General features: G+C 52.5%; 18 protein-coding genes. 11 read left to right on the forward strand and 7 right to left on the reverse strand.

All coding sequences use genetic code 11. The annotated features are described in order from the left end of the window. Positions 1-2 precede the first annotated feature (2 nt). The 3 genes from ppk1 to purM all read right to left on the reverse strand — a co-directional run bounded on the left by ppk1 (position 3) and on the right by purM (position 3959). Positions 3-2069 carry a polyphosphate kinase 1 gene (ppk1, locus tag OGY71_RS07075; protein WP_032944192.1) on the reverse strand — a complete coding sequence of 689 codons (2067 nt, stop codon included), beginning with the start codon at positions 2067-2069 and terminating at the stop codon, positions 3-5. A 214-nt stretch (positions 2070-2283) separates the two neighbouring features. Then, on the reverse strand, positions 2284-2925 hold the full coding sequence (gene purN / locus OGY71_RS07080; protein WP_003835118.1) for a phosphoribosylglycinamide formyltransferase: 642 nt from the start codon (positions 2923-2925) through the stop codon (positions 2284-2286). Beyond that, positions 2922-3959: a phosphoribosylformylglycinamidine cyclo-ligase gene (gene purM, locus OGY71_RS07085; protein ID WP_020996702.1), complete on the reverse strand. Its 1038-nt coding sequence runs from the start codon at positions 3957-3959 to the stop codon at positions 2922-2924. Before purM ends, purN begins: the two co-directional genes overlap by 4 nt. A 295-nt stretch (positions 3960-4254) precedes the next feature. Here purM and OGY71_RS07090 point away from each other — a divergent pair, with 295 nt between their 5' ends. The 4 genes from OGY71_RS07090 (at position 4255) to OGY71_RS07105 (ending at position 8678) form a co-directional block, all read left to right on the forward strand. Further along, complete coding sequence (locus OGY71_RS07090) at positions 4255-5685, forward strand: 6-phospho-beta-glucosidase (protein WP_286613035.1); 1431 nt, start codon at positions 4255-4257, stop codon at positions 5683-5685. A gap of 183 nt (positions 5686-5868) precedes the next feature. Next, a complete protein-coding gene (gene upp / locus OGY71_RS07095; protein WP_003835110.1) occupies positions 5869-6495 on the forward strand; it encodes a uracil phosphoribosyltransferase in 627 nt (208 codons plus the stop codon). 96 nt (positions 6496-6591) lie between these two features. After that, positions 6592-7881: a uracil permease gene (gene uraA, locus OGY71_RS07100; protein ID WP_003835107.1), complete on the forward strand. Its 1290-nt coding sequence runs from the start codon at positions 6592-6594 to the stop codon at positions 7879-7881. Between the two features lie 95 nt (positions 7882-7976). Beyond that, positions 7977-8678, forward strand: a complete 702-nt coding sequence (locus tag OGY71_RS07105) for a DnaA inactivator Hda (RefSeq protein WP_211924219.1) — start codon at positions 7977-7979, stop codon at positions 8676-8678. Between the two features lie 35 nt (positions 8679-8713). On the opposite strand, the gene arsC is transcribed toward OGY71_RS07105, so the two are convergent. Further along, the gene (arsC, locus tag OGY71_RS07110) at positions 8714-9073 is read right to left on the reverse strand and encodes an arsenate reductase (glutaredoxin) (RefSeq protein ID WP_003835105.1); all 360 of its coding nucleotides are present in this window, start codon (positions 9071-9073) and stop codon (positions 8714-8716) included. Between the two features lie 123 nt (positions 9074-9196). After that, positions 9197-10660, reverse strand: a complete 1464-nt coding sequence (gene bepA, locus OGY71_RS07115) for a beta-barrel assembly-enhancing protease (protein ID WP_003835103.1) — start codon at positions 10658-10660, stop codon at positions 9197-9199. 226 nt (positions 10661-10886) lie between these two features. Here bepA and OGY71_RS07120 point away from each other — a divergent pair, with 226 nt between their 5' ends. From OGY71_RS07120 to iadA, 4 genes are all read left to right on the forward strand, one after another. Beyond that, positions 10887-11951, forward strand: a complete 1065-nt coding sequence (locus tag OGY71_RS07120; RefSeq protein ID WP_003037941.1) for an AI-2E family transporter — start codon at positions 10887-10889, stop codon at positions 11949-11951. Positions 11952-12117: 166 nt separating this feature from the next. Beyond that, positions 12118-12777: a nucleoside recognition domain-containing protein gene (locus OGY71_RS07125; protein ID WP_286613037.1), complete on the forward strand. Its 660-nt coding sequence runs from the start codon at positions 12118-12120 to the stop codon at positions 12775-12777. 1 nt (position 12778) lies between these two features. After that, positions 12779-13240, forward strand: coding sequence for a YjiG family protein (locus tag OGY71_RS07130; RefSeq protein ID WP_003835099.1), 462 nt, complete (start codon positions 12779-12781; stop codon positions 13238-13240). 11 nt (positions 13241-13251) lie between these two features. Further along, positions 13252-14415 (forward strand): beta-aspartyl-peptidase, encoded by a 1164-nt coding sequence (iadA, locus tag OGY71_RS07135; RefSeq protein ID WP_193134302.1) that lies wholly within the window; start codon positions 13252-13254, stop codon positions 14413-14415. Positions 14416-14520: 105 nt separating this feature from the next. Here iadA and bcp read toward each other — a convergent pair whose 3' ends face one another. Further along, entirely contained in the window at positions 14521-14991 is a 471-nt protein-coding gene (gene bcp, locus OGY71_RS07140) for a thioredoxin-dependent thiol peroxidase (protein ID WP_003835095.1), read from the reverse strand. Continuing rightward, positions 14991-15563 (reverse strand): glycine cleavage system transcriptional repressor, encoded by a 573-nt coding sequence (locus tag OGY71_RS07145; RefSeq protein ID WP_003037954.1) that lies wholly within the window; start codon positions 15561-15563, stop codon positions 14991-14993. The genes bcp and OGY71_RS07145 overlap by 1 nt, the downstream gene beginning before the upstream one ends. 145 nt (positions 15564-15708) lie before the next feature. Here OGY71_RS07145 and dapA point away from each other — a divergent pair, with 145 nt between their 5' ends. From dapA to purC, 3 genes are all read left to right on the forward strand, one after another. After that, complete coding sequence (gene dapA / locus OGY71_RS07150) at positions 15709-16587, forward strand: 4-hydroxy-tetrahydrodipicolinate synthase (protein ID WP_003037957.1); 879 nt, start codon at positions 15709-15711, stop codon at positions 16585-16587. A 16-nt stretch (positions 16588-16603) separates the two neighbouring features. After that, complete coding sequence (gene bamC / locus OGY71_RS07155; RefSeq protein WP_003835088.1) at positions 16604-17638, forward strand: outer membrane protein assembly factor BamC; 1035 nt, start codon at positions 16604-16606, stop codon at positions 17636-17638. A gap of 111 nt (positions 17639-17749) precedes the next feature. Beyond that, complete coding sequence (purC, locus tag OGY71_RS07160) at positions 17750-18463, forward strand: phosphoribosylaminoimidazolesuccinocarboxamide synthase (protein WP_003835086.1); 714 nt, start codon at positions 17750-17752, stop codon at positions 18461-18463. Positions 18464-18493: the final 30 nt, after the last annotated feature.

Below are 18493 nucleotides of genomic sequence, written 5' to 3' on the forward strand. Positions count from 1 at the left end.
CTTTAGTCAGGTTGCTCGAGTGATTTGATGTAATCGTAAATCGCCAATTGTGACTGAACCTTACGGCGGTTTCCGCGCGGTACGTAGCGATTACTCAGTTCTTTATCAATAAAGCGGGCTTTCACCGTGTCGCTGAACAGGATATCGATAATATCCAGCACGCGTTGCTTAAGGCGCGGGTCAAGAAGCGGTGTGGCAACTTCGATACGATAGTCGATGTTTCTTGTCATCCAGTCAGCGGAGGAGAGATACACCTGCTTGTCACCCCCGTTCTCGAAGATATAGACCCGGTCATGTTCAAGATAGCGATCAACGATGCTGATAACGCGAATATTGTCGCTGATACCTTCCAGATTCGGGATGAGCGAGCACATTCCGCGAATCAACAAATTGACCGGCACGCCTGAACTTGAGGCCGCATAGAGGCGGTCAACCAGACCTTTATCGACCAGGTTATTCAGTTTTAGCGTAATGCCGGAAGGCAGTCCTTGCTGCGCGTTGGCGATTTCTTTGTCGATCATTGCGTACAGCAGACGGCGTGAGTTCTGCGGGGAAACCAGCAGATAATCGAACGTCACCGGGCGATACGGATTCTCGATGAAGTTAAACACCCGACGCACTTCGTTGGTAATGCGCGAATCTGCGGTCAGCAATGAGTAGTCGGTATACAGGCGTGCCGTTTTTTCGTTGAAGTTCCCCGTCCCGATATGCGCATAGCGCACGACTTCATCACCTTCTTTACGCGAGATAAGGAACAGTTTGGCGTGAATTTTCAGGCCTGGCGCGGAGAAGATGACGTGAACGCCTGCTTCGGTTAGACGCTTGGCCCAATGGATGTTGGCTTCTTCATCGAAGCGGGCCTGCAATTCCACCACCACGGTGACTTTCTTACCGTTGTGCGCGGCATGGATCATTGAATCAATAATGCGTGAATCTTTTGCCACACGGTAGATGTTGATCTTTATAGCCAGCACGCTCGGGTCGAAAGAGGCCTGGCGCAGCAGTTCAAGAACGTGCTCAAAGGTGTGATAGGGGTAATACAGCAGCACGTCGCGTTCACGAACGGCGTCAAAGCCGTTACGAAACTTCTCGTTGTCGAACCAGATATGGCGCAGACGCGGCAGCGGTTTGTTCACCAGGTTAGCTTTGCCAACGTTAGGGAAGTTAATAAAGTCTTTGAAGTTATGGTAACGCCCGCCGGGAACAATCGAGTCGTAGCGAGAAATCGTCAGTTTTTCACGCAGTACTTCGACCAGCGCATTGGGCATGTCACGCTGATAGACAAAACGTACAGGTTCTGCGGTCAGACGCTGTTTCAGGCTGGATGACATCAGCTCCATCAGGCTCGATTCCATCTCATGCACCAAATCGTATTCGGCGTCACGGGTCATTTTCATCGAATAGGCGTTCAGTGCGTCGTAGTCAAAGAACCCTTTGAAAATGTCGTCAAGGCAGTAACGTAAGATGTTGTCCAGCAGGATCATCGGTTTGCGACGGCGCGGGGTTTCCGGCGGCAGATTCACAAAACGGGGAACCTTGTCGGAAGGGATTTCCAGCAGCGCGTAGCGTATCGTATCACCACGGATAATTTCTACCGCCAGATAGGTGTAGTCATCTTTTAAAAACTGGACTAAATCCGTCTCGCGGTTAATCAGGATCGGCGTGATGTGCTGGCGAAGATATTGCTTGAAGTAATGACGCAACCAGCTTTGCTGATTGACCGACAACTGGCGTTCGTTGATTAAGAAAATCTGATTGCGCGCCATTTCCAACAGCAACTCGTTGTACAGGCCGTCAAATTCCTGATCGGCTTTTAATACGCGGGCCTGGATTTTGCCTAACAAATGGCGGGAGTGAGAGTTTGAACCCTGTTCTTCGCTAATAATGATTCGGCGCTTCAGTTCGGCAAAACGAACCTTATAAAACTCGTCGAGATTATTGGAATAGATGCCTAAGAAACGCATCCGTTCGATCAACGGGTTTGACTTATCAGCAGCTTCCTGGAGTACACGTTCGTTGAACGCTAACCAGCTGAGTTCTTTCTCGATGTATAGCTTTTCCTGACCCATTACCACTTTTACTCCGTTTCATTCACGGGACACTACCGATTTATTATGGCGAGCATTGCTCTCAGATGTCCAACTGTGCCAGAAAAATATGACAATAAACCGTCTGATAGCAAAGAGAAAGGGGGAGCGTAGATGAATACCGGTAGTATTAACCGGAAAAGGTAGTTATGCCTGTAGACCGGATGGTGAGATCCGGCTTACAGGTTGAATTTTATTATTCGTCGGCGGCGTAGCCTTGTGGCGGCAGACGAACGCCGTCCAGCCATGCAGCGTTATCACGCATCTTCAGGCGACCATCGGTAAACCAGCTTACCACCAGTGGGTAAATGGTATGCTCCTGAGCCTGGACTCGTGCCGTGACATCATCTTCGCTGTCGCCTTCAAATACCGGAACCTTGGCCTGGAGAATAACCGGTCCGCCGTCCAGTTCATCGGTGACGAAGTGGACGGAGGTGCCATGTTCTTCATCGCCGTTTTCCAGAACCTGACGGTGCGTGTGCAGGCCGGGATATTTTGGCAATAAAGACGGGTGGATATTCAGCAATCGTTCAGCATAGTGAGCGACAAACGCCGGGCTGAGGATGCGCATATAACCGGCCAGCACCACGACATCGGGTGCATAGGCGTCAATCTCTTGAATCAGTTGGCGGTCGAATGCTTCGCGACTGGCAAACTGGGCGGCTTCCAGCGAGTGCGCCGGAATATTCGCTTCGCGTGCGCGTTCAAGGCCGAACGCATCGGCCTTGTTACTGAATACTGCACGTATGGTGCCATTGATTTTTTTCTGTTCGCAGGCGTCGATTATCGCCTGCAAATTGCTTCCGTTGCCGGAAATGAGCACCACAATGTTTTTCATTCAATGACCACACGCTGTTCGGAATCAGATGCTTTGATGATACCGATTTTCCAGGCGTTTTCACCTTTCTCATTGAGCAAAGCAAGGGCTTTGTCCACTTCCGGAGCTGGCAGGGCGATAACCATACCTACACCGCAGTTAAAGGTGCGATACATCTCATGCTGGCTGACGTTACCCGCCGTTTGCAGCCAGTTGAAGACGGCTGGCCACTGCCATGAAGATTCGTCGATCACTGCCTGCGTGTTGTCCGGCAGAACGCGCGGAATATTTTCCCAGAAGCCGCCGCCGGTCAGGTGGGCAATGGCGTGCACATCAACCTTCTCGATCAGTTCCAGAATGGATTTCACGTAAATGCGGGTAGGGGCCAGTAAGTGATCGGCCAGCGGCTTGCCTTCAAGCTCGGTGGTTTCTGGGTCACAACCGCTGACTTCTACAATTTTACGCACCAGAGAGTAACCGTTGGAGTGCGGGCCGCTGGAGCCGAGCGCAATCAGTACGTCACCGTCAGCCACTTTTGAACCGTCGATAATCTCTGATTTTTCGACGACGCCAACGCAGAAACCTGCCACGTCGTAATCTTCGCCGTGGTACATCCCCGGCATTTCAGCTGTTTCCCCACCGACCAGCGCACAGCCAGACTGCAGGCAGCCTTCGGCAATCCCGTTAATGACGCTGGCTGCGGTGTCCACATCCAGTTTGCCGGTCGCATAGTAGTCGAGGAAGAACAGCGGCTCAGCGCCCTGAACCACGAGGTCGTTGACGCACATTGCGACGAGGTCAATGCCGATAGTGTCGTGGCGTTTCAGATCCATCGCCAGACGCAGTTTTGTACCAACGCCATCAGTGCCGGAAACCAGTACCGGTTCACGATATTTTTGCGGCAATGCGCACAGCGCACCGAAGCCACCCAGACCACCCATAACTTCCGGACGACGCGTTTTCTTTACTACGCCTTTGATTCGATCAACCAGAGCATTACCTGCATCAATATCAACACCGGCATCTTTGTAGCTAAGAGAGGTTTTATCGGTCACTGCCTGCTTCCCCACATGTTTACTTGCAGTAAAAGTTAAATTCGGCGCAATTCTAACAGGGAAAGCAAACGTTTGCGAGCCTGCTCTGCATCAAGTTTTATCTGCTGGTTTTTTCAGCATTTTACAATCATTTATCTATTTGTTTGAGCTGCGCCACGAAAATGAAACCGGGTACAGTCTTGTGCTTGAATCCTGTTAGCCGAATGCACAGTATCTTACTGAAACCGGTTTCTGTTTTCTGTTGCGGACCTCATCAACAGCGTTTTGCGCAGAGTCATCACGATAGGGGAAGGGTATGTCAGGATTTAAAGCAGAATTCATGTGGGGTGGTGCTGTCGCGGCTCATCAACTGGAAGGTGGCTGGCAGGAGGGCGGAAAAGGCGTCAGCGTTGCTGATGTCATGACCGCGGGAGCGCATGGTGTGACGCGTGAAATTACCGACGGTGTGATTGCCGGTAAAAATTACCCTAACCACGAGGCCATCGATTTTTATCATCGCTATAAAGACGACATAAAGCTGTTTGCCGAAATGGGGTTTAAATGCTTTCGCACCTCTATTGCCTGGACACGTATTTTCCCCTTAGGCGATGAAGAACAACCCAATGAGGCTGGCCTACAGTTCTATGATGACCTGTTTAACGAATGCCTGAAATATGGCATTGAGCCGGTGATTACGCTGTCGCATTTTGAGATGCCCTACCATCTGGTGATGGAGTACGGCGGCTGGCGCAACCGCAAGCTTATCGATTTCTTTGTCCGTTTTGCCAGGGTGGTATTCACTCGTTACCAGCACAAAGTGAAGTACTGGATGACGTTTAATGAGATTAACAACCAGGCAAATTATCACGAAGATTTCGCGCCCTTTACTAACTCAGGTCTGAAATACCAGCCCGGCGAAGACCGCGAGCCGGTCATGTACCAGGCGGCGCACTATGAGCTGGTGGCAAGCGCGCTGGCGGTAAAGGTCGCGCGTGAGATTAACCCGGAATTACAGATAGGGTGCATGATTGCCATGTGTCCTATCTATCCGCTGACCTGCGCGCCAGACGATATGATGATGGCGATGAATGCCATGCACCGGCGTTACTGGTTTACCGACGTCCATGTGCGCGGCAAATACCCGCAGCATCTTCTCAACTACTTTGCCCGTCGTGGCTTTGAACTGGATATCACCGAGGAAGACCGTCAGGCGCTGACCGAGGGCTGCGTTGATTACATCGGCTTTAGCTATTATATGTCTTTCGCGACCCAGGCTACGGCGGACAACCCGCAACTGGATTACGATGAGTCGAAAAGCCTGGTTTCCAATCCGTACGTGCAGAAATCGGACTGGGGCTGGCAGATTGATCCGGTTGGCCTGCGTTATTCACTGAACTGGTTCTGGGATCATTATCAGCTGCCACTATTTATTGTGGAGAATGGATTTGGCGCCATCGACGTGCGCGAGGACGATGGTACAGTTAACGACCAGTATCGTATCGACTACCTTGCCGCCCACATACGTGAGATGAAAAAAGCGGTGGTGGAAGATGGCGTGGATCTGATGGGATATACCCCGTGGGGCTGCATTGATTTAGTCTCGGCCGGGACGGGAGAGATGAAAAAACGCTACGGGTTTATCTATGTCGATAAAAATAATGATGGTAGCGGGACATTAACGCGCTCGCCTAAAAAATCTTTTTCGTGGTATCAGAAAGTCATCCAGACCAATGCTGAATATCTTTAAAATTCATGGTATTGACAGCAAGCCCCGCCATCAGTGCGGGGCTTGTTTTATACTCATCATTCAGACGCAAATGACTTTGGTTGATCCATATCAAGCGTATGCAGTGTTGCGCCAGAGAGGAAAAGCGGTATAATCCGGCGATTTTTTTTGTGGTTGCCATTCGTCTGAGGAAAGGAGAAGAGTATGAAGATCGTGGAAGTCAAACACCCACTCGTCAAACACAAGCTGGGACTGATGCGTGAAAACGACATCAGCACTAAACGCTTTCGTGAACTCGCCTCGGAAGTTGGCAGCCTGCTGACTTATGAAGCAACCGCTGGTCTGGAAACCGAAAAGGTGACCATTGAAGGCTGGAACGGTCCAGTTGAAGTTGACCAAATTAAAGGCAAAAAAATCACCGTTGTGCCTATCCTGCGTGCGGGCCTGGGCATGATGGAAGGCGTTCTGGAAAACGTTCCGAGCGCGCGTATCAGCGTTGTTGGTATGTACCGTAACGAAGAGACGCTGGAGCCGGTTCCGTATTTCCAGAAGCTGGTTTCTAACATCGATGAGCGTATGGCGCTGATCGTTGACCCAATGCTGGCAACCGGCGGCTCTGTTATCGCCACTATCGATCTGCTGAAAAATGCAGGCTGCACCAGCATTAAAGTGCTGGTCCTGGTTGCGGCACCGGAAGGTATCGCGGCACTGGAAAAAGCGCACCCGGATGTGGAGCTGTACACCGCCTCCATCGATCAGGGACTGAACGAGCACGGATACATTATTCCGGGGCTCGGCGATGCCGGCGATAAGATTTTTGGTACTAAGTAAACGAATAAGTGAAAAGAAGCCGACTTTAAGAGTCGGCTTTTTTTTGAATAAAACAACCCAATGGCTAATAACAAACAACACTCAGAGGAAAACACTATGACGCGCCGTGCTATCGGGGTGAGTGAAAGACCGCCGCTTTTACAGACAATCCCGCTTAGTTTGCAGCACCTGTTCGCCATGTTTGGCGCAACGGTACTGGTGCCAGTCCTGTTCCACATCAACCCGGCTACCGTTCTGCTGTTTAACGGCATTGGTACGTTGCTGTATCTCTTTATTTGTAAGGGTAAAATTCCCGCATATCTGGGTTCCAGCTTTGCCTTTATTTCCCCGGTACTGCTGCTGCTGCCGTTAGGGTATGAAGTGGCGCTGGGCGGTTTCATTATGTGTGGCGTCCTGTTCTGCCTGGTTTCTTTCATTGTTAAGAAGGCAGGAACCGGCTGGCTGGATGTCATGTTCCCGCCTGCGGCGATGGGCGCAATCGTTGCCGTCATCGGTCTGGAGCTGGCTGGCGTTGCTGCGGGTATGGCGGGGTTACTGCCTGCTGAGGGGCAATTACCGGATTCAAAAACCATCATCATTTCTATGGTAACGCTGGCGGTAACGGTCTTTGGTTCCGTATTGTTCCGCGGTTTTATGGCGATTATCCCGATTCTGATCGGGGTGCTGGCCGGTTATGCGCTCTCCTTCGTGATGGGCGTTGTGGACACTACGCCGATTGCGCAGGCCCACTGGTTCGCGCTGCCGACGTTTTACACGCCGCGTTTTGAATGGGTTGCCATTCTGACCATCCTGCCAGCAGCGCTGGTGGTCATCGCTGAACACGTCGGGCACCTGGTGGTAACGGCAAATATCGTGAAAAAAGATTTGATTCGCGATCCTGGCCTGCATCGTTCTATGTTTGCCAACGGTCTGTCTACGGTAATCTCTGGTTTCTTCGGCTCTACGCCGAACACCACGTACGGCGAAAACATCGGCGTAATGGCGATCACCCGCGTTTACAGTACCTGGGTTATCGGCGGTGCGGCAATTTTCGCCATTCTGCTCTCCTGCGTGGGTAAACTGGCTGCAGCGATCCAAATTATTCCACTGCCGGTTATGGGCGGCGTATCGCTGCTGCTGTACGGTGTGATTGGTGCTTCTGGTATTCGCGTACTGATCGAGTCGAAGGTTGACTATAACAAGGCGCAGAACCTGATCCTGACCTCGGTTATTTTGATCATCGGCGTAAGTGGCGCGAAAGTTCACATCGGTGCCGCAGAGCTGAAAGGCATGGCGCTGGCGACCATCGTTGGTGTCTGTCTGAGCCTGATTTTCAAAGTTATCAGCCTGCTGCGTCCGGAAGAAGTCGTGCTTGACGCGAAAGATGCAGACAGTCCGCAACAGTAAATCTCTGACCGGGCGGCAACGCTGCCCGGTTCTATCGCGACGTATTTCTGTGTTAAACTCAACGCGATTTTATGAAATCCTGGGTTGAGGTATCTCTGAACACACCGGCACAGCTCTCTTTGCCACTTTATCTTCCTGACGACGAAACTTTCGCAAGTTTCTGGCCGGGGGATAACTCCTCTTTACTGGCTGCACTGCAAAACGTGCTGCGTCAGGAACATAGCGGGTATATTTATCTCTGGTCGCGTGAAGGCGCTGGCCGTAGTCATTTGCTGCATGCAGCCTGTGCGGAACTCTCCGCGCGCGGCGATGCGGTAGGCTACGTGCCGCTCGACAAACGCACCTGGTTCGTCCCCGAGGTGCTCGACGGGATGGAGCATTTATCGCTGGTATGCATCGATAACATCGAATGTGTGGCTGGTGATTCGCTGTGGGAAATGGCGATCTTTGATCTCTACAACCGTATCCTGGAGTCGGGGAAAACGCGCCTGCTGATCACCGGCGATCGTCCGCCAAGACAGTTGAATCTGGGGTTGCCGGATCTCGCCTCACGCCTGGACTGGGGGCAAATCTACAAGCTACAACCGCTTTCCGATGAAGATAAGCTGCAGGCGTTGCAATTACGCGCCAGACTTCGTGGATTTGAACTGCCGGAAGATGTGGGACGTTTTCTGCTAAAGCGTCTGGATCGAGAAATGCGTACGCTGTTTATGACGCTGGATCAGCTTGATCATGCTTCGATCACCGCCCAACGTAAGCTGACCATTCCGTTCGTAAAAGAAATTCTGAAGCTGTAAGCGCCGCAGCCGGGAAGACTGCGGCAGGTTGCAGGTTAACCGACGATTTCCAGTACCTGCTCAGGCGGGCGTCCAATTCGAGCCTGACCTTTGGCAACCACAATCGGGCGCTCCATCAGTTTCGGGTTTTCCACCATTGCCTGAATCAGCGTGTCTTCACTCAGATTTTTGTCCGCCAGGTTAAGTGATTTATAAAGATCCTCTTTCTGGCGCATCAGTTCACGCGCGCTGGACATACCGAGCATTTGCAGCAGTTCACGCAGGGTTGCTGCATCAGCCGGCGCTTCCAGATACAACACCACTTCCGGGTCCACGCCGTTGGACTTCAGTAATTCCAGCGTTTCACGGCTCTTGGAGCAACGTGGGTTATGGTAGATTTTAATCGCGTCTGACATGACTTCTCCTTGCATAACAATACTGCCGGATGGCGGCCAAAAGACCTTATCCGGCCTACATATTGCGTCTGACGTAGGCCGGATAAGACGCTACAGCGTCGCCATCCGGCAAAGGTTCGATAATTACATCTTCGTGTACGGTTTAAAGCGTTCTTGCAGCTGGCGTAGCTGGTCAATACGGGCATCGTATCTGGCCTGCTGCTGGCTACCCAGTTTCACCTGAGAACTTGCGCTGCTGAGCATCGAAATAGCCTGATCCAGACGTCCCGCGAGGGCATACCCCTCCGCGCGCGCCGCCAGCTCCTGATCGCGGTTGCCCAGGTTGGCTTCCGCTTGCGCTAACAGATCCCAGCCGTTAGGGTCATCTTTATGGTTAAACGTATAGCGATTCAGGATGGTCGCCGCCTCTTTGGCTTGTCCACCCTGTAAATAGGCATTCGCCAGGTTGAGCTGCAGAACCGGGTTAGTGCGCAGGTCGCGGGCGTTTTTCAGGCGGTTAATGGCATCACTGGTTTTCTTCTGGCCGAGATCGATATCCGTTGCCAGGTCGAGATACCAGGCATTGTTAGGATCTGCCGCCAGCAGCGGTTGCAGCGCTTTACGCGCCTCGTCATATTTACTGGCTTCCATCGCCTGCAATGCCCGGCCATACTGCGCCGCACGTTGCTCACGTACGTTGCCTTTCGACCAGTTACTCAGCAGGTCATCGGTCAACTGGTTACGACCAGAGTTGTACATGCCCAAGGTTCGTGCCTTAGCCAGATAAAAATCTTCTGACGACTGGACGACCACCGGGCGCATCTGGTTGGCGCGGTTACGGGCATCAGACAGACGGCTTTCCGGCAGGGGGTGAGTCAGCAAAATTTCCGGCGGACGCGAAGAGTAACGAGCCTGGTCGAGCAGTTTTTCCAGGAACGTTGGCATGGCCTGGGGATCGAATCCCGAGCGTTGCAGTACCTGAATACCGATGCGGTCTGCTTCCTGTTCGTTTTGCTGCGTAAAGCTGATCATTCCCTGACGTGTACCCGCCAGCGTACCGGTCAGCGCCGCCATACCCGCCTGCGGGCTGGCCATTGCTAATAAAATTGAACCTAATGCGCCAACCCACGTTAGTGGCGCGCTGCGTTTCTGATCTTCCATGGCACGCGCCAGGTGACGCTGCGTAACGTGGGAAATTTCGTGCGCCATAACCGATGCCAGCTGGCTTTCGTTGTCGGAATAGCGAAATAATGCAGAGTGCAGGACAACGTTGCCGCCAAAGAAAGCAAAGGCGTTGATTTCATCGTTGTTAATCAAAAAGAAGGTGAAGGGCGTTTTAACCGAGTCGGCGTGCGAGACCAGACGCATCCCCAGCGCATTAATGTATTGGGTGAGCAATGGATCGTTAATTAATGGCGCACTGCCGCGCAGTTGGCGTACGTAATAATCGCCCATCTGCATTTCCTGTCCTATGGAAAGCGTACTGCCTGCCGACGTTCCCATATCAGGCAGGGTGTCCGCAGTATCAGAAAATGCGGGCGCAACCTGACCGATAGTCAGTGCGGCAATGAGGGTAGCAACCAGGTTTTTTTTCAACTGCCTGAACATAACCTCTGTCCTGTATTCTTTTTTGAGATAGCCATTTGACCGATGCTGTGAAGTATCGTTCACACTCCGCAAGCTTACGGAGTGTAACTGCGAAACCTGACGATGAACACCCAGGAAAAATGTCTTTTCACTTTGCGTAATCAGCCATAAAAAGCGAAGTCTTTTTTGTGACATTTCGATACAATTCGGGATCGCAATCCCGCTATTGGGTTCATGGAAGGGTTTTATGCTCGAAATGTTGATGCAATGGTATCGTCGCCGCTTTAGCGACCCCGAAGCCATCGCCCTGCTGATTATTCTTGTTGCCGGTTTTGGCATCCTGTTTTTCTTTAGCGGCCTTTTGGCGCCGCTGCTGGTCGCCATTGTGCTGGCGTACCTGCTTGAATGGCCGACAGTGCGGCTGGAACATATTGGTTGTTCACGACGTTGGGCGACATCGATTGTGCTGGTGGTGTTTGTCGGTATTTTACTACTGATGGCCTTTGTGGTGATGCCCGTTGCGTGGCAGCAGGGAATTTACCTGATCCGCGACATGCCCGGCATGCTCAATAAATTGTCTGATTTTGCCGCCACCTTGCCACGACGTTACCCGGCGCTGATGGATGCAGGCATCATTGATGCGATGGCGGAAAATATGCGCTCGCGAATGCTCACCATGGGCGATTCGGTGGTGAAATATTCGTTAGCCTCACTGGTTGGATTGCTGACCCTGGCGGTCTATCTTGTTCTTGTCCCATTGATGGTGTTCTTCCTGATCAAAGATAAAGGACAGATGCTGAACGCCGTGCGCCGGGTGCTGCCGCGTAACCGCGGGCTGGCGGGGCAGGTATGGAAAGAGATGAATCAGCAAATCACCAACTATATCCGCGGAAAGGTGCTGGAAATGGTGGTGGTCGGCGTAGCGACCTGGCTCGGCTTCCTGCTGTTTGGTCTCAACTATTCGCTGCTGCTGGCGGTGCTGGTCGGGTTCTCTGTGCTGATCCCGTATATCGGCGCTTTTGTGGTGACGATTCCGGTGGTTGGCGTGGCGCTGTTCCAGTTTGGCCTTGGCACTGAGTTCTGGAGCTGTTTTGCCGTGTACCTGATAATCCAGGCGCTGGACGGCAATTTGCTGGTTCCCGTGCTGTTCTCCGAGGCGGTCAATCTGCATCCACTGGTCATTATTCTCTCCGTGGTGATTTTCGGCGGTTTGTGGGGATTCTGGGGCGTATTCTTTGCGATTCCTCTGGCGACGTTAATCAAAGCGGTAATGCATGCCTGGCCGGATGGTCAGGTCGTTGACGAACCCTAATCTGCAAGATCCGGCGATATCATGTCGCCGGATCTGAACTTGTCTGACCTCTATCCACTCTTTCTGAATAATCTCCTCTGGTGTCGTTTTTCTCCGCGTTTGTCTTTAACTTGACCATCGTGATGTCTTTTAGTCACACAAGGATTAAGGCCAACAGGAGAACAAAATGGATCACAGCACACACACGCAGCAAAAGGTGGGATGGGGCGGTTATCTCGCTTTTTTTATTACGATTATTCTTTTTTCCGGCATGTTTGCGAAAAGTACCGAATGGTGGCGGGTCTTTGACTTCACCGTCCTCAACGGTGCGTTTGGGCAGATTAATGCTGCGGGCGGCACGGCGGTCTCTTTTCGTGGCTCTGGAGGGATGGGGGCCAAAGACGGTTTCTTATTCGCGCTTGAGCTGGCGCCTTCCGTCATTCTTTCGCTTGGGATTATTTCTGTCACCGAAGGGTTGGGTGGGTTACGCGCGGCACAACAGCTGATGACGCCGGTCCTGCGTCCGTTACTGGGCATTCCGGGTTTTTGTTCGCTGGCGTTGATTGCGAATTTGCAAAATACCGATGCCGCGGCCGGGATGACCAAAGAAATGGCGGAAGAGGGCATTATCACAGAGCAGGAACGCGCTATTTTTGCCTGCTGGCAAACCAGCGGCAGCGCGTGCATTACCAACTATTTTTCTTCTGGCGCAGCGCTGTTTACGATGATGACCGTTCCGGTGATTACGCCGCTGGCGGTGATCCTTGTCTTCAAATTTGTGGGCGCGAACCTGTTGCGTGTATGGATCGCGCAGCTGGAAAATCGCTGTATGCAGCAGGAGGCGTGAGATGACAACACAGGTACGTAAAAACGTCATGGATATGTTTATCGATGGCGCACGGCGCGGGTTTACCATTGCAACAACCAGTCTGTTGCCTAACGTGGTGATGGCGTTTGTGATTATTCAGGCGCTGAAGGTGACAGGGCTGCTCGAGGTTGTCGGGCGGGTATGCGAGCCGGTAATGGCGCTGTGGGGGCTGCCGGGGGAATCTGCCACTGTGCTGCTGGCAGCGGTGATGAGTATGGGAGGCGGCGTCGGCGTGTGCGCCAGCCTGGTTGTCGCCGGTACGCTTTCGGGACATGATGCCACGGTGTTGTTACCGGCTATCTACCTGATGGGAAATCCGGTGCAAAATGTGGGCCGTTGTCTGGGGACCGCGGGGGTTCATCCTCGTTATTACCCGCTAATTATTGCGGTATGCGTCATTAATGCGCTGCTCTCTATTTGGGTTATGCAGGTTATTGCCTGACAAGGAAGGTTATGAACTGTTCAATTCTTGATTTGACGTTGTTCCAGCAGGGACACGTGTATGCGCCGGAAGATTTAGGGCGACAGGATATACTGGTCTCCGGCAGCAAAATTGTTGCCATCGCCCCGTCAATTTCTCCTGAAGACTTTCCCGGTTGCGAGTGTATCAATCTTGACGGCGCGATTGTATGCCCGGGATTTATCGATCAACACGTCCATCTTATTGGCGGTGGTGGGGAGGCGGGGCCGCATACCCGCACCCCGGAAGTGCGCTTGTCACGGCTGGTTGAAGCTGGCGTCACGTCGGTGGTGGGTTTGCTGGGTACCGATGGCATTACCCGTCACCCGGAATCGCTGCTGGCAAAAACCCGCGCGCTGGAGTTTGAAGGCATCAGCGCATGGATGCTGACCGGGGCGTATTCTCTGCCTTCCCCGACGATCACCGGCAGTATCGATCGCGATGTGGCGCTGATTGATAAAGTTATTGGTGTGAAATGTGCGGTTTCGGACCATCGTTCTTCAGCCCCGGATACCTCGGCGCTGGCAAATATGGCGGCGCAGTCGCGTGTCGGCGGATTGTTAGGGCGCAAACCGGGGATCAGCGTTTTCCATATGGGCGACAGCCCGCGCTTGCTGGAACCGTTGTACCAGATCCTTGACTGTTGCGATGTGCCGATTACTAAACTGTTGCCGACACACGTTAACCGTGCGGAACCGTTGTTCCAGGCGGCGCTGGAGTATGCCCGTAAAGGCGGTTATATCGACATTACCAGCAGCATTGATGAGCCCGTCGACCCGGCCACGGCTATCGCCACGGCGCTACGCCAGAACGTGCCGCTGTCGCGCATTACCCTTAGCTCGGATGGCAACGGCAGCCAGCCGGAATTTGATGAGCTTGGCAATCTCACCGGCATCGGTGTCGCGGGGTTTGAATCACTGGCCGAGACGGTGCGCCAGTTGGTGAAGATTCATGCCATACCGCTGGAACAGGCGCTGTGTCCGCTGACGCGTACGGTCGCAGAATTTTTGGCACTGGAGCATAAAGGGCGTCTGGCGGTGGGATGCGATGCGGACATTCTGGTGCTCAACGACGCGCTGGAAGTTCATCACCTGTGGGCGAAGGGAAAAGCCGTGGTGAAAGAGCAGAAAGCGTGCGTGAAAGGGACGTTTGAGTAACCGGGCGGTCATCTGCCGGATGGCGACGCTAACGCCTTATCCGGCCTACAAATGCACGCACGTATGCCGGATAAGGCGTTCACACCGCCATCCGGCATTTCACGGTCAGGCGTTCTCTTTCAGCCAGTTCATTACCACGTCGTGGTGGTTGCTGGTTTTGAAGTCATCAAACACATGCTCAATTTTCCCTTCGGCATCAATCAGGAAGCTGATGCGGTGGATGCCATCGTAGGTTTTGCCCATAAATGACTTCTCACCCCAGACGCCGAACTGCTCGCAAACCTGATGATCTTCATCGGACAGGAGCGTGAAATTCAGGACTTCTTTCTCCGCGAATCGGGAAAGCTTCTCTGGTTTGTCAGTGCTGATCCCCAGCACTTCAACACCCGCTTTTTTTAACTCATCCATGTTATCGCGCAGGCCGCAGGCCTGTACGGTACAGCCGGGTGTCATGGCTTTCGGGTAAAAATAAACCAGAACACGCTGTCCCTGGAAGTCGGTTAAATTTACTTGTTCTCCGTCTTGATCCGGCAAGCTAAATTTCGGTGCGATATCACCGGCTTTCAGTGGGTTCATTACTTAACTCCATCCTGTTCATCATGCTGTGAGTAATTGACGACGTTAATACTGCCTTGCGCATTGAGTTCTGTACAGAGTGCTTTAAACGCATCTTCAATATTTGCCGAATCATGTGACGCAGGACTATGTGCGGTAATTTGGATAAACAACTGCGCCGCCTTTCCATTCTCAGCCGGTTGCGTGCGTGAAACCAGTTCCGCAATATTCATTTGGTGGCTGTCAAACAGAGCGGTGAAGCGTTCAATCAAATGGGGAGAATCAGGGACATCGACCTGCACCCATACCGTAGCAGGCATTGCCGGACGGGGGCGCGCGGTCGTGCGCTTCATCACAATGAGTAAATCCAGCTCTGCGCCTTTTAATGGCAGGGTTGATTCAATCAGGGTGATGGCATTCCAGGTTCCCGACAGCAACATGATAAACGTGAACTCATCACCCAGCATGGCCAGTCGGCTGTCTTCGATATTACAGCCGCAACTGCTGACATGACGCGTGATGGTGTTCACAATTCCTGGGCGATCGGCACCCAGCGCAGTAATGACCAGATAGTGTTGCGATGACGATGTCAAACCTGTTCTTCCTTTGAGCGGTGAGGTAATCATAAGGAAAGCATAAAAAAAACATGCATACAACAATCAGAACGGCTCTGGTCGCTTGCTTTTATTGTCGTACCAAACGTACCATTGAGACACTTGTTTGCACAGAGGATGGCCCATGTTCACGGGAAGTATTGTCGCGCTTGTTACGCCGATGGATGAGAAAGGTAAAGTCTGCCGGTCGAGCCTGAAAAAACTGATTGATTATCATGTCGCCAGCGGCACCTCGGCGATCGTTTCTGTTGGCACCACCGGTGAGTCCGCCACCCTGAGTCATGATGAACATGGCGATGTGGTGATGATGACGCTGGAACTGGCTGACGGGCGTATTCCGGTGATTGCCGGAACCGGCGCCAATGCGACCGCGGAAGCCATTAGTCTGACGCAGCGTTTCAACGACAGCGGTGTTGTCGGCTGCCTGACGGTGACGCCTTACTACAACCGCCCAACCCAGGAAGGTTTGTTCCAGCATTTCAAAGCCATTGCTGAGCATACTGACCTGCCGCAAATTCTGTATAATGTGCCGTCCCGTACTGGCTGCGATATGCTGCCGGAAACCGTTGGTCGTCTGGCGAAAGTTAAAAATATTATCGCTATTAAAGAGGCCACGGGGAACTTAAGTCGCGTTCACCAGATCAAAGAGCTGGTTTCGGACGACTTTATTCTGCTCAGCGGTGATGACGCGACCGGACTGGATTTTATGCAGCTCGGTGGTCATGGCGTGATTTCCGTAACGTCTAACGTTGCGGCACGTGATATGGCTGAAATGTGCAAACTGGCGGCAGCCGGGCAATTTGCCGAGGCGCGGGTGATTAACCAACGTCTGATGCCGTTACACAACAAACTATTTGTCGAACCCAACCCTATTCCCGTGAAATGGGCGTGTAAGGAGTTGGGACTTGTGGCGACCGATACGCTACGTCTGCCGATGACGCCAATCACGGACAATGCTCGTGAAATCGTCAAAGCGGCGCTTAAGCATGCCGGTTTGCTGTAAAGTTTAGGGAGATTTGATGGCTTACTCAGTACAAAAGTCGCGCCTGGCCAAGGTTGCGGGTGTTTCGCTTGTTATGTTGCTCGCGGCCTGTAGCTCTGACTCGCGCTATAAGCGCCAGGTGAGCGGTGATGAATCCTATCTGGAGGCCGCACCGCTTGCTGAGCTTCATGCTCCAGCTGGGATGATTTTGCCGGTTATGTCGGGCGACTATAATATCCCGGTAACCAACGGCAGTGGTGCCGTGGGTAAAGCGCTGGATATTCGTCCACCGGCTCAGCCGTTAGCATTAGTCACCGGTGCTCGCACACAGATCGCGGGTGATACGTCGACATTACTGGTGGAAAACGGTCGTGGCAACACACTGTGGCCGCAGGTCGTTAGCGTCATTCAGTCTAAAAACTACACGATCACCAAACGTGATGATGCCAGCCAGACGTTGACCACCGACTGGGTTGACTGGAACCGTCTGGATGAAGACGAGCAGTACCGTGGACGTTATCAAATCTCGGTTAAACCGCAGGGCTATCAGCAAGCGGTAACGGTGAAACTGGTTAACCTCGAGCAGGCGGGTAAACCCGTAGCCGATGCGGCATCAATGCAGCGCTACAGCGCTGAAATGATGAACGTTATCTCTGCTGGTCTGGATAAGAACGCCACAGACGCCGCGAATGCCGCGCAGAACCGCTCTGCAGCCACCATGGATGTTCAGAGCGCCGCCGATGACACCGGTTTACCAATGCTGGTGGTACGCGGGCCGTTCAACGTGGTGTGGCAGCGTCTGCCGGCAGCGCTTGAGAAAGTGGGGATGAAGGTAACCGACAGCACCCGTTCTCAGGGCAGCATCGCGGTGACCTACAAACCACTGTCCGATAGCAACTGGCAGGAGTTGGGTGCAAGCGACCCGGGTCTGGTATCCGGCGACTATAAACTGCAGGTCGGTGATTTAGACAACCGCAGTAGCTTGCAGTTTATCGATCCGAAGGGGCATACCCTGACGCAAAGCCAGAACGACGCGCTGGTCGCCGTCTTCCAGGCAGCGTTCAGTAAGTAAAAATAAAGGGCTGGATAACTCCAGCCCTTTTTTTCTGATATGATACGCAAACGTGTGCGTCGGCAGAAAAACGCAATATTTATCGTTAATTCACACCCAGGAGTAATAAAGATGCAAAAGCAAGCTGAGTTGTATCGTGGTAAAGCGAAGACCGTATACAGCACGGAAAACCCGGACCTGTTGGTGCTCGAATTCCGCAATGATACGTCAGCAGGGGATGGCGCGCGCATTGAACAGTTTGACCGTAAAGGCATGGTGAACAACAAATTCAACCATTTCATTATGACTAAACTGCAAGAAGCGGGTATTCCTACCCAGATGGAGCGACTGCTTTCTGATACCGAATGTCTGGTGAAAAAACTGGAGATGGTACCGGTTGAATGTGTGGTACGTAACCGCGCGGCAGGCTCTCTGGTTAAGCGTTTAGGCGTTGAGGAAGGTATTGAACTGAATCCGCCGCTGTTTGATCTGTTCCTGAAAAACGATGCTATGCACGATCCAATGATTAACGATTCCTATTGCGAAACTTTTGGTTGGGTGAGCAAAGAGAATCTGGCACGTATGAAAGAGCTGACCTACAAAGCTAACGACGTGCTGAAAAAGATGTTTGATGATGCTGGTCTGATTCTGGTCGACTTCAAACTTGAGTTTGGTTTGTATAAAGGTGAAGTGGTCCTGGGTGATGAATTCTCACCGGACGGTAGCCGCCTGTGGGACAAAGAAACGCTGGATAAAATGGACAAAGATCGCTTCCGCCAGAGTCTGGGCGGCCTGATCGAAGCCTATGAAGCCGTCGCGCATCGCCTGGGTGTGAAGTTAGACTAATCATCCCCTGAGCCGGCGATCGCTCTCCGG

It is taken from the genome of Citrobacter sp. Cpo109 (genome assembly GCF_030332565.1).
Lineage (GTDB): Bacteria > Pseudomonadota > Gammaproteobacteria > Enterobacterales > Enterobacteriaceae > Citrobacter > Citrobacter portucalensis.